General features: G+C 46.5%; 8 protein-coding genes. 4 read left to right on the top strand and 4 right to left on the bottom strand.

The window, feature by feature from the left end; all coding sequences use genetic code 11:
- Positions 1-8 precede the first annotated feature (8 nt).
- From QMY49_RS06085 to QMY49_RS06075, 3 genes are all read left to right on the top strand, one after another.
- Positions 9-1,004: an ABC transporter ATP-binding protein gene (locus tag QMY49_RS06085; RefSeq protein ID WP_009697421.1), complete on the top strand. Its 996-nt coding sequence runs from the start codon at positions 9-11 to the stop codon at positions 1,002-1,004.
- Positions 1,001-2,797: an aminopeptidase P family protein gene (locus QMY49_RS06080; RefSeq protein ID WP_283313429.1), complete on the top strand. Its 1,797-nt coding sequence runs from the start codon at positions 1,001-1,003 to the stop codon at positions 2,795-2,797. The genes QMY49_RS06085 and QMY49_RS06080 overlap by 4 nt, the downstream gene beginning before the upstream one ends.
- A 395-nt stretch (positions 2,798-3,192) precedes the next feature.
- Positions 3,193-6,903 carry a M66 family metalloprotease gene (locus tag QMY49_RS06075; protein ID WP_283314080.1) on the top strand — a complete coding sequence of 1,237 codons (3,711 nt, stop codon included), beginning with the start codon at positions 3,193-3,195 and terminating at the stop codon, positions 6,901-6,903.
- A gap of 114 nt (positions 6,904-7,017) precedes the next feature.
- Here the strand turns inward: QMY49_RS06075 and QMY49_RS06070 are convergent, their stop codons facing one another.
- Positions 7,018-9,462 carry a collagenase gene (locus QMY49_RS06070; protein ID WP_283313427.1) on the bottom strand — a complete coding sequence of 815 codons (2,445 nt, stop codon included), beginning with the start codon at positions 9,460-9,462 and terminating at the stop codon, positions 7,018-7,020.
- 495 nt (positions 9,463-9,957) lie between these two features.
- Between QMY49_RS06070 and QMY49_RS06065 the strand changes: the two genes are divergently transcribed.
- A complete protein-coding gene (locus QMY49_RS06065) occupies positions 9,958-10,452 on the top strand; it encodes a beta/gamma crystallin-related protein (protein ID WP_226982081.1) in 495 nt (164 codons plus the stop codon).
- Between the two features lie 74 nt (positions 10,453-10,526).
- On the opposite strand, the gene QMY49_RS06060 is transcribed toward QMY49_RS06065, so the two are convergent.
- From QMY49_RS06060 to QMY49_RS06050, 3 genes are read right to left on the bottom strand one after another with little or no spacing between them, the layout of a single operon-like run.
- Complete coding sequence (locus QMY49_RS06060) at positions 10,527-11,786, bottom strand: sensor histidine kinase (RefSeq protein WP_239210861.1); 1,260 nt, start codon at positions 11,784-11,786, stop codon at positions 10,527-10,529.
- Positions 11,783-12,472: a response regulator transcription factor gene (locus QMY49_RS06055; protein WP_017818034.1), complete on the bottom strand. Its 690-nt coding sequence runs from the start codon at positions 12,470-12,472 to the stop codon at positions 11,783-11,785. Before QMY49_RS06055 ends, QMY49_RS06060 begins: the two co-directional genes overlap by 4 nt.
- A gap of 53 nt (positions 12,473-12,525) precedes the next feature.
- Positions 12,526-13,008 carry a winged helix-turn-helix domain-containing protein gene (locus tag QMY49_RS06050; RefSeq protein ID WP_283313424.1) on the bottom strand — a complete coding sequence of 161 codons (483 nt, stop codon included), beginning with the start codon at positions 13,006-13,008 and terminating at the stop codon, positions 12,526-12,528.
- Positions 13,009-13,094: the final 86 nt, after the last annotated feature.

The following is a 13,094-nucleotide window of genomic DNA, read 5'->3' as shown; positions in this document are numbered from 1 at the left end:
GAAACGTTATGACCCAGCAAGAAGTGTTATTGTCTGCCCGCGACCTGAAAGTCCACTTTCCTGTGTCGCGCCATATCATTCCTAGTCGAAGAAAGATCGTCAAAGCGGTGAATGGCATTGACTTAGATGTGTACCGAGGCGAAACCCTTGGCATTGTCGGCGAATCCGGTTGCGGAAAGTCCACATTGGCGCGAGCCCTACTTCGTTTGGTTGAGCCGACACATGGCACCCTGACGTGGAAAGGTGAAGATATGCGTGGCTTTGGCAAAAACGCACTCGCCCTTCGTCGTCGCGAGTTCCAGATGATATTTCAAGACCCATCAGCCAGCTTAAACCCACGCTTAACCATTTCAGAATGCATTGCCGAACCACTACTAACGCACGAACCAAGGCTTAAACGTGCCGAAGTTGAAAAGCGAGTCATCGCCATGATGGACAAAGTAGGACTGCTCGCAAGCCAACGTAACCGCTATCCGCATGAGTTTTCCGGTGGGCAGTGTCAACGTGTCGGCATCGCACGAGCGTTGATTCTTAATCCAGACTTGGTGGTGTGTGATGAACCCGTGAGCGCACTTGATGTGTCCATTCAGGCGCAAGTGATCAATCTACTCGATGACCTCAAACAAGAAATGGGACTGACACTGGTCATGATTGCCCACGACCTCAGCGTGGTACGTCATATTAGTGATCGCGTAATGGTGATGTATCTGGGTAAGCCAATGGAAGTCGGACGTTACGACCAAGTATTTGATGATGCTAAGCACCCATATACTAAAGCGCTACTTTCTGCTGTCCCAATCGCCAACCCTCAATTAGCACGCAACCGCGAGATCCAATTGCTGCCCGGCGATCTCCCTTCTCCGCTCAGCCCTCCGAGCGGTTGCGTCTTTCGAACCCGATGCCCAGAAGCGACCCAACTCTGCGGACAGCAAAGCCCTGCAAAAATCGGCTCTGAGCAACATCATATCTATTGTTCAAACATGATTTCAGGAAGTCTTTCATGAATACAACAAACTCGGTAAATCAACGCCTTTCATCGCTGCGAGATGCGATGGCAACTTATAACGTTTCAGCCTACATCGTAACAAACAACGATCCTCACAATAGCGAATACTCTGCGGATCATTGGGCTGGTCGAACATGGATTTCTGGTTTTACCGGCTCGGCAGGTAACGTTGTTATCACTGCTCAAGGTGGTGGATTATGGACCGATGGTCGTTACTACATTCAAGCTGAAGAACAGCTTCATGGTACTGGACTCAACCTATTTAAAGCGCGTCAACCAGAGACGCCAAGTATTCCCAAATGGTTAGCCAGCACGTTAGAAGCCAACAGTACCATCGCGGTAGATGGACGCTCTATCTGTTATGCATTTTACCAAGAACTCAAACAAGCGCTTGAGCCTAAAAACATCCAGATTATCCTCGACCTCGACTTACTGACACCAATCTGGCATGACCGTCCTAGCAGACCAGCTGAAAAGATCTTTGAGCACCCTGTCGCCTTTGCCGGCATAGACACTAGGCAAAAGCTGGCAGACCTTCGTTCTTGGCTTGGCGACAACCGCGTTGACAGTTTATTGGTGTCCACGTTAGACGATGTAATGTGGACGCTAAACATTCGCGGTGCAGATACTCCTTACTGCCCAGTATCTGAAGCATATCTTGTAGTGGAACAAACGCGCGCTACCGCATTTATTGACAAGGCGAAGTTGCTTGTTGAGATAGAAAAGCAACTCAACGAGCAAGGTGTCAGCGTGCGTCATTACGACTACGTGAGCCAATATTTGAACCAGCAATGTGAAGGGCTTTCTCTTGCGTTTAACCCAAGCTACACCGACAGTTTATTGGTCAGTGCAATTGAGCAAAACGTTTCACTAAAGCCAATGGCTTGCCCGGTCACCGACATGAAAGCCAGCAAAAACCCGACCGAGCTAGCCAATCTCGAACGATCATTGAAGGACGATGGTGTGGCAGTGGTCAGGTTCATGAGTTGGCTAGAAGACCAAGTCCCAAGTGGGCTTGTTACTGAATTGTCTGCTGAGGCGCAGCTAAAAAGTTATCGCCGTCAAACTCGCCATTATGTGAGCGACAGTTTTCGCACCATCGCAGGCTTTGCCGCCCATGGTGCCAAAATGCACTATGCCGCCGATGAAGAAAGCAATGCCGTCGTCAACGAGACCAACTTCTTTCTTGTCGACTCTGGCGGTCAATACCTTGGCGGCACTACGGATATCACCCGTACTTTCCATTTCGGGTCACCGACCATTAAACAGCGCAAAGATTACACCTTAGTGCTCAAAGCGGTCATCCGACTGACTCAGACTCGATTTATGAAAGGCTCTACGGGTGCCAATCTCGACATCATGGCTCGCGGTGTGTTGTGGCAGCATGGTATCGATTATAAATGCGGCACGGGACATGGCGTTGGTATTTGCTTAAATGTTCATGAGGGTCCACAAAACTTTTCGCAAAGCCATTGCGAAGTGGAACTGAAACCAGGCATGGTGATCACCAACGAGCCGGGCGTGTATCGCGAAGGTGAATACGGCGTTCGTATCGAGAACATCATGAAAGTCGTAGAAGTCGAGCAAAACGAATTTGGCACATTTTACGGTTTTGAGACCATTACCCTCGCCCCAATTGCCACCAGCATGCTCGATGTCACCTTACTTAGCCAAGACGAAGTGGATTGGTTAAATCACTATCACACCCAGGTTTACAAAGCGCTCAGCCCATCATTAGATGCGCATGACAAAACTTGGCTACAAGGTGCAACCCAGATGGTTGAAAAATAGCATTTTCTTCATCTCCAATTTCATTTTCATTTCAAACTCTTGTTAATTTCAAATAACTTAGTTTGATTGCCAGTCCTCGGGCTGGCTTTTTTCACTTAAAGTCTAACTTATTATAAAATAAAGGCATTTTATTAATTTACTATATAAAGAACCCTATTTTGTATAGATAGATAAATACGAATTTGGACATAAGATATCAATTCGATTTCGTGATCAAATCAGAGCTGGAAGCAGAGTCACAAGTCCGATTTATCCCACCTATTTAAAACTCAAATCCCATCAGATAATCAAATTTATCATCCGTTCATATTGAAATGGATGATGCAACTCCCCTAAGTGCCGAGCTTTTGGCGGCATGTTTAATGTCTATTCCATTGGCAAAAGTAGAGTCTCATATGAAGAAAAATACGCTCGCTTGGCTGATCTCTTCACTCCTAGGAAGTACAGCCGCTTTCGCAAACGCGAACCACGACCTAACCTTGTTCGAAATCGGAAATCAAACCTTTGAACGCATTGAAATGCTCAAGCAGTTAGCAGACAAAGGTCAAGACACCTATCAACGTGATGGCAAAACCTATCTAAATTTCCAAGGACATGAATACTGGGTTAACTTCGATAACTACCCTAAGTTTCCTTTTATGTTTGGAGAGCAAGACCAAGCTTATCGCAACGTAGTGGACTTCGTCGGTCCGGAATGGGAATTTATTTGGTATAACGGTGGTTTCTACCTGATCCACAAAGAGTTTGGTGTGATGAACCCAGACGACACAGGTTGCTACGTAGAATATATCCCTGCAGCCCGAGGCTCTAAGGGTCCAAATGGCGAATACATTTGGCAGTCAGATATGATTCAAAACGTCGAGACTTCTGACTGTGGTGACCTATCTGCGCCAAGCATCAATGCATTGAACATAGCCAGCATTTCAGATCAAGGTGTTCAGCTAAAATGGGCTACGCAAAACGCGAATGACAATGTGGTTTTGACGTTGACCGAATCAGGTTCAGAGCCCGTTCGTTATGACAACGTTCAATCTGGCTTGTTCATTGGTAACCTGAAACCAGACACTCGCTACACGGCGGAGCTTTCTTCGTGCAATGCGATTGATTGTATCGAGCCACAAAAAATTGAGTTCACGACAAGTGCAGCACGCCTTGGTTACGCAGACGAATTGCCGCTAGTAAATCACTTGAATGGCGATTTGACTGGTTCTATCCATTTTGCTCAAACCCATACTACCACCGCCCCGAATCAAAATGATGTGAACCTGTTCCCTGACTTGGTGATCGACCGTGAAGCTCTGCTTTTATTCACGCCAGAAGACAAAAACGTTCAACAAGTTTGGGTAGAACTGAGCTTTGAAGGCACAGTAATCACTCGCCTTCCAATGCTGCCACCAAGCGCGCTTGCGGCTTCTGATCAGCCAGATAATGGACGTTCTAAAGTGGTATTCTCCCATCACGCGTGGTCACTGCCGCTGCAATGGGATTGGATGAAGCCAGGCTTGTCACTGCGCTTAACCGATAACACCGATCGACAAGGCGATTTAGCTGCTAATGAACTTGTCTTTGGCGGCGCGCCGGAGCTTATCATTCAAAACATCGACATGGGTATGCTCACGGCGCCGCGTGATGGCAACACCATGATCAAAAACATGGCAAAACTCAGCGCCGATTACTTCCAGAAAATCCCAGCATCTAAACTGGTGATGGCGGATTACACTGCCGCTTATTTCCCGAAAGTGACGCTGCCAAATGGTAAGGTTTACACCACAAGCTCCGATGGTGAAGGTGGCTGGCACGGCGGTGACATGCGTGAAGCCATTGGTAAAGCACTGGTATCTACAGGTGTGAATAACGCGAATGTCGGCATTACCGATAGTGCTGGCTATTCGCAAGCTTACAATAAACGCTTCAATCACATTACCGCGCACACCAACCGCGGCGTGTACACCAACGGCATTATTGATCATGGCGGCAGTGGCGGCGGTGGCATCGTGACGTTAACGGCAACAACAGGTAACGAATGGTCGCACGAGCTGGGTCATAACTACGGTCTCGGTCACTACCCTTGGTATGCTTCTACGCACGACTTGGAATCTGGATGGGGTTGGGATGCTCTGCATCGCCGCTTTATCGGTAACTTACACTGGACAGGTGAAGCCACGACAAACGATGTGGGTGGTGAAGTGGTGCCACCATTTGCGGGTGAATTCCGCTTTATGCGTGACGCTCAAGCCGGTGGCGAAGCCGCGCTATTGGGCACCATTAGTCATTACACGTTAGAGCACCCTTCTCAGTCTCGCCGTGTACAAACTTGGCTCAATAACGGCTTTAACGTCGACCTAAACAGCTCGACTGGTTATGTTCGTTGGAATCAAGAAAGCCAAAGTTACGAAGAAGCACAAACCGACACGCCAGTACCTACTGCAGCAGGCGTGCCTGTCGTCACCATGTTAGGCATTTACGATCCGCGTAACGAACTTGCAAGCCAAGTTTACCCGCTGATTTACTCTAACTACGGCAACGTGTTTGAGCTGCCTTCTGCACCAGACGTAACTTATCATCCGGAAGGCTGGCAAGCGGTGTCTTCTTTGTCTGACGAGCAAATTCAACAAGATTTGTGGCAGACGATGAAGGTCAACAACCAGCAGGCTCGTATTTGTCAGTTCACCTACACGGCAAGCAACGGCGAAAGTGCAAACTTCGTCGGTACAGTCAGTACGGATATGGCGCGTTGTGAAAGCAGCGAAGACATGTACTGGAACATCAATGGTCAGCGTGAGCGCATGATATCTCAAGATCATGACTACTCATTGCTGTCTAAATACGGTGAAGGTGCTGTGACTTACACGCCGAACGCCGAAATTGGCGAAGTACCGCTTTGCGTGCTTGATAAATCTGGCACGAGCCATGATGGTGCGGGCTACTTTACCTCTTCCCATTGCCAGCAGTTTAGTGGCGTGAAACACAACAACGGTGCAGATTGGCGTTACGCGCGACATCAAGGTGGAATGCATCAGCCAAGTATGATCTCTCAACGTAGCTGTGCAGTTACTGTGGAGCGCCAAGATGGATCAGTACAGAACATTGCGGTTGCAAGTAGCCGATTAAACGACTCACAAAGCAATAAGTTCCACTTTAACCTAGAGCAACTGCCACTACCGACTCGTGTCACCTTAAGTTGTACTGACGTGAATGGTGAACAAGTGCTAGATAGCTTGATCCCTGATCAAAACCCAGCGCTAGATAAACTTGTTGGTCCTATCTTTGTTGGTCAGGAGCACGGTTACAAACAATACGTTGATGAACAAGTTATGTTTGCCGACAACGCAGCATTAAACCGCATCGACTTTGGCTTTGTGGCTGACTTCGACAAGTTCGTAGCAGACAACTACGGAGCGGGTGTGCTGAACAATGGTGAGACAAGCGCAGAACGCCGCGCTGGTGCACTTTACGTGTACCCTAACCCAGTCACCGGCACTCGCGATTACTTCCTAATGCGTGATATCTCTGCGGCGGATTTCCCAACCAACCAAGCAGACAATGAAGGCTGGAAGTACCTAGGCTCAGCGGAAAACCATGTCCAGTTTGGTTTTAACCCACTGAAAGTCGATCGTAGTAACATCGACAATGCACAGCGCATTGCCAGCTACTTCAATCAACCGCAATTGCTAACTTGGGAGCAAGCGAGTTCAACAACATGGGGTCAATCTGAGAACGCAATTTTCATTGATACCGATGAAAGCGGTGAGCGCCGTTACTTTATGCAAAAACGTCCGGGAGTGAACAGCGCGTTGCCAGTTCAAAACACCTCTGACGCTGATTGGCGCTTTATTGGTAGCGACACGGATATTGAACAGTACATTGCTGAGCTCAACAGTGACCTAGCTAAGTTTGAAGCCGAAATCTTAAACTGGCACAAGCAAGATCGCATGGGAGTTTGGGGCGAGAACAACAACACGGGAACGATAAACGATATTTACGTGTACCACTTCCGTGGTGGTTACCATTACTACCGCCTCATTGACGGCAAGTACTGGTACTTCCCTTGGCCAACGGAGGCGAACCCAAACAACGCTGATTGGCAGTACTTGGGGCACTTCTAGTCTTAACCGATATTCAATATGAATAAAAACGCCCAGCACAATGTAGACTCGTGCTGGGCGTTTCATTTTCTGTTGTTACTAGGACCAGTTGATCTTAATTAACAGAAACAATGTTTACTGACGACAACCTGAGGTATCAAAGTCCACTACAATCGCGGCATTTTCAAACTCACCAGAGACTTTAACATACCCCCAGTAATTGCGCTGATTGGACAAGGTAATACACTCAGCATTACCCTCATTGTCTGACCACGCATGGTGATTTGAACCGTTTGGCCAACCATCATTGCTGTACTCAATTTTCAGGTCGCCTACCCCATTTGCCGTGGTGATTGCCATACTGGTGTGCTCATTGACCGCTGGGATACTCAACCAAATGGTTTGTTGCGTCGCCAAACACGCCGCTTGTCCCGCAGTTAAACGTCCACCACTAATTTTACTTTGCACTGCACAATCTTGTGGTAGCGCATCAGAACCGCCCTGCGCCGTAATAGTAAGACTGTGTGTCGTGCTTGCGGTTAGCCCATCATTATCAGTCACGGTTAAGCTGATCGTGTACTGCCCTTCACTGCCATATTGGTGCGACGGCTGGGTTTGTGTGCTGGTCGTGCCATCACCGAAATCCCACAAGACGCTGACGATCTTCCCGTTTGCATCCGTGCTGTTTTCACTGCTAAATGTAATGCTTTCACCGACTTTACCCTCACTGTTTGCGGTTATGACTGCATTAGGAGCATCACCAGAAACAAGAGCTTGTTGCCACTGTTCAAACTCGCTCTGGTATAAGATTGCCCACTGATTAATGGTTGCTTTGTAATTTGCCCAGTTACCCTGACGAGTTTCTATCAGCATTTGATTTACGTCGTCTTTATGTCGCTCAAACATGAATCGAACCGCTAAGTAACCCCAACGATAAATTCTATCGACATCAAAGCCATCATAACTGGTCTCAAAGATCTCGCTGAGCGTAAACGTTGACCCATCCTTGATGGTGTCTATCGCAGCTTGGTTATCGTTCTCCTTCGACACATATTCGGCAATGCCCTCACTCCACCACACGATTCTTTCAGTTGGATGACCGAAGCCACCATAAAGGTCAAATCGTCCATCAAGGTAATGAACATACTCGTGCTCTAGGTTCCACACAAAGTGATCTGGGTTGGCGTAAGGCGCTTCATAAGCAACAAAATTAGGGATGTTCCCCGGCGTTGCTGGATCGCCCTCAAGGTACATTCCCCCATTGTTGGTACTGATGTTAAAAATCGGTCCAGCGTATTTGCCGTAATCATCGCTTGAATCAAAGATATTGACCTGCAACTGCGTGTTGTAGTCATCCGCAACAGGCTGTCTTCCTGTCTCAAGTGAAGTGTGGAAATACCCCTCTTCGTACCCCATCTTCGAACAAGCCGCGACGTGCTGATCTTGCGTCATGTTCTGCGACAAAATACGAATGGTAGGACTACATGTGTACGATTGAGAAAGCACCAAACCTTTCAACTGGGACTCAAAGTTACAAATTCCATAGTCACTACAATCCGCGTAATAAGAGACCGTATCGGCAGCGCCAAGCCAAATGGCATCGCCTCTACCGTACATCTCGTATTGAGCAAAGATCTCGGTCAGTTTGCTTTTCACTGTACTGGAAGCACTACCGGAATATTTGGTTAATCGTCCTAACTCACGACCAGCATTCGCTGCCATAAACTCATCACTAGCACCGATAGCTGACGAGCGCAGTGCAAAATCCCCTAGTGCTTTAACAAGCTCAGTCTGATTACCGATGGTTTGCACAAATTGCTCATTCCACTGACCACCAAACAAAATGGTAAATATGCCATTCACTGCATTACGCATGTACCAGTTCTGAGCGTATTGACTGTCCCAGCGAGTGAGCCACTGCGTAACCTGTGGTAGATAGGCATGCTGGAGCCCTGCACTGTCCATAGTGATAATGACTTCGCTGAGCACCTTGCCATGTGGGTCACTGTTCTCATAGAAGTTCGCATTGTTAACGAAGGCATCGACGGCTTCTTTTACTGCAGGGGTCACCCAAGAAAGAAACGAGACCTTGCTGTTGTAAAACTCAGCGTAATAACCTGCTCGCAAATACAGGAACAAAGCTTCAAGCTCATCACTGCCGCCCCCAGCGTAGGCTTTCGCTAAATTGGTCGTGTGCTTTGCAATGTTGTACATGTGCCCAGATTCGAACGCCGCTTCTTGTATTCGACTCTCGGCTGAGAAAAGCGCATTAACACAACTTGCTCCTTGGGTTTTGATTGCGTTGAGCACATCATTGCTACTGTTCGAAGTGAAAGCTTCTACATCACACACGTTTGCTGCCTGCTCCGCAGACCGAGTAGAAAGGGTACGAAGGGTCGGTTTCGGTTGCTGGGGAAGCAGCTTAGTTGGTGCATAATCTGGCAACGCTCTATCATTACCGTTTTGATGAGCGTGATGTTGATATATTTCTGTGACTTGCTGCGATGGCTCACTTAAAGCAAGCGCATTCGTACTAGCAAAGAAGGTCGCTATTGCGACGGTGAGATTTTTTAGTTCCATCTTTATTCTTCTATATGATGAGTTCCTTAAATGCCGTTACCACTTAGGCATCACCATTTACTCTTCTCACGACAAAGAGCACTCTCATATAAAGCGCCTTGAGCTTTAAAAGAAACAATTCATTAACAATCAAACGCTTTGGTCTCAGTTTCTAGTACTCAATCTGCCAGAAGACGAACTTTATAAAATTCACTTGCTTGATAAGGATTTCTCACCTATTGCGCTTTTTCACCAGGATCACTTAACGACGTGACTTACCATAAATGGTTTCACTTTCGTTGAGCTTTCTGGCTGCCTTTCTTTCCTCTCAGAAATGCACTTGTCAATAAATCGCCGAAATAATGAGCAACAACATGCGCTTGTGTAATTTTAAGGTGAATTTTCAAGCCATAACGCTCCGTTCTCATTACCTAAACACAAAGTTGTGGTATTCATTCTGCGATTATTTGATCGACTTAAATTAGGATTATCAATATGACTTTGGTTAAGAGATTTATGTTAGGAACATTGCTGTTTTTACCGTCGCTTAGCTATGGCGGTGATTTTGTTTACGTTTGCTCTCTAAAACCTTTTATGGATACATTTTCTCAAGCAGGTCGAACTGAAGCAGAGGCAAGACAGAACGTACGAAGCAGTTGTGAAAAGCAATATGGGGAAGGCAGTATCTTTTGTAAAACGTCTGATGCGAAATGCGAAGGCTCCTCTCTTCGCGGCAGTAGTGATAGTGATGTGAGTGATAATGCGTCAGCCGTGATTTATCAGTATCGACACCAAACAGGTCCATCACTGATGCTTAGCCATGACATTTCCGACCTCAGTATGTACAAATTCGATGACAAAATGAGCTCGTTTTCTATCCCTCGCGGATGGCGTGTCCGCTTTTATGTCGATAAAAACTTCCGAGGTGATTACTACACCCGCGATCATGGCTCATACAATGCCGATGGCTTTGAAGATAAGATCAGTTCAATCAAGATCATTTATCGTTAAGCTTCCACGTTTGTACTTTGCTTAAAACAGCCCCTCGGTAAATCGAGGGGTTGTATTATCAAAAAGCGTCGAACTTAATTTGGAAGAAAATCAATAAAGACATCATGACCATTATCAATGGCTCGGTTTTTATACAGCCAATTGTTCTGCTTGATGATTCGTTCAGTCAATTCAAGCCCTAAGCCAAAACCGAGATTGTTCTCTTCTGCATCTTGAGTTGCGCTTTGATTGAATATCACCACCGAGCTGCCGTCTTGCTTTACTTGCACAAAACCATCTGCCGTGTGTTGGAAAGCGTTGCGAACCAGATTGGTGCAAACCATTCGCGCTAACGGTTCAACCAATAACACTTGTTGTCGATCAGTAATAATATCGACGGTTACTTGCTTGCCTTGCAGCAAATAGGACAATTCATCAATGATTTGGGCTAATAAATCTCCCAACACCACTTCTTTGGCAGGGATTTGAGGCGCGTTACCTCGGTTGAGCCACAGTATTGCTTCTGTTAAGTCGGTCATCGTCGCATTTGCACGCGATATCCGTCTGAGCACCTCCTGTTGTTTTTCCACCTCAACTTGCTTTTCACACATCTTCTTTAGCAGTTCGGTATTGGTTTTGGTGACCGCAATAGGTGTTCTCAGCTCATGACTCGCGTAGGCAAGAAATTTCTTCTCACGCTCAACACTTTGCTGCACTGACTCCATGCTTGATTTAACGATATTCGCCAGCACGTTGAGCTCGCTGTAGTGAAAATCTGGAATAGGCTGACTAAGCTGATCCGTCGTCATGTTCTTTGCCCAATTCTTTAACTGTTCAACAGGTGTTGTGACCTTGCGAAAGATGATGATCAAAACCAAATAGAACAGCAATATCGCCACCAACGCGGTAGAAAAAATAATGAAGAAGTGAGGAAATTCATCATCAACGGGGAACTGCTCAGTGCTGTCGTAGAAAGACACTGAGACATATTTCAGCATGCCATTATGCTGCACTTTCATCGCAAACAATGCCATTTTGGGTGGCGAGAAGATCGAACCATCAACAAAATAGTTGGTAAGTGTATTCGTTTCCAAGCTATCACGAGGAATATTCTCACGCACATCTTGGGGCAGATCGCGCCAACGTGAAGCAATGGTAAAGTCGCTGATTTTTACTGGTTCTCCTGGCTGGGTCTCTATAGAGATCGCGTGAGAGAACATCGAGTCTCTTAGTGCGATGTCCATGCCGGAGAAAAAATAGTGCATCGTTAAAATGGACAACACCACAATGGTCGTAATGCCTGTGAGTAATACTGCAAAGAAACTGTATAAACGGATACTGGGTCTGATCTTCACGACACATCTCCTTCTGAGATAACAAAGCCTTGCTTCACCACGGTCTTGATGAGCTTTTTCTGGTGCCCTTGGTCGACGCGCTGACGCAGGTTAAACATGTGAACTTTAAGGCTGTTGCTGTCGGGCTGTTCTTCACCCCAAATTTTGTACATCAACTGCTCACGAGTGACAGGATTAGGGCTCTCACGCATCAGCACTTCTAATATCTTAAAAGAAATCGGAGACAGTAAAACGGACTGCCCTGCTCGATTCACAGTCTTCTTTTGTACATCGATGGTCAGATCGGCAATGGTTAACTTGGTGTTTTGCGCACTACGTCGTTTAGATAAGGCAATAGTTCGGGCAATCAACTCTTCCATCGCAAAAGGTTTGATAAGGTAGTCATCTGCCCCGCGCGAAAATCCCGCAAGTTTGTCGCTCAGCGAGTCTAATGCTGTGAGCATGATGATTGGCGTTTCCAACCCTTGTTCTCGCAGTTTTTCACATACATCTAAGCCGTTCATTCTTGGCAAATTGATATCCAAAATGATCACGTCATAGTCGGTTTTTTCAATCATCTGCAAGCATGCCACGCCGTTCGCCACATGGTCGCAATGGATGTCTTCCAAGGCGAGATAGTCAATCACAGCACTCGCAAGGTCGTGATCATCCTCTACGATGAGAAGCTGTAAGTGATTGGATGACATGAAATCCCCTTAAATGTTGTTTAGCTGGTGCAATGAACGCGTTGGACTGTGCTTTACCATATCGCAAAAGCGTCCCTAATTTTACTTAACCAACTTTTGGTATTTTGATAAAACTCGACCGCATAAGTGGTCTCTTCACGATGCAAAGAAGGCATCTCGATTTGTGTTTGCTGCTTAAGGCTCTCATCAACAATGAGCTTGTCTGAAGGCAAACGCTCCACAGAAGCGATGAAACGGTAACCGCACTTAGGCACAGTAAGAATATACTCAGACTTTTGACGATTGTCGCACAAGGTCCTTCTTAGCGTTGCAATGGCTTGGGTCAAACTCGCTTCAGTGACTTTAACGTCATTATCCGTCCAAATTCTATCAAACAGAGTTTGCCTCGATAGAGTTTGGTTTGGGTGTTCAATCATCATACTAAGTAACTGATTGCTGTTTTTGCCAAGCACTTTTGTCTCTTCTTCTTGCTCGGTATCCACAATGGTGCCATCAAGAAAAGAGTAAACAAATCGACTACCGATAAGAACCGTCACGCTACCACTCTCCATGCTCGTTATTATTTTCGCTTTTTTCGAGAGTGGATACTAAAAAGGGTCAGGTTAAGGTTGGGTTAAGACGA

Source organism: Vibrio harveyi (assembly GCF_030060435.1).
Lineage (GTDB): Bacteria > Pseudomonadota > Gammaproteobacteria > Enterobacterales > Vibrionaceae > Vibrio > Vibrio harveyi.
The sequence above is the reverse complement of the archived record's forward strand: the minus strand, read 5'-3'. Positions and strand labels throughout refer to the sequence as shown.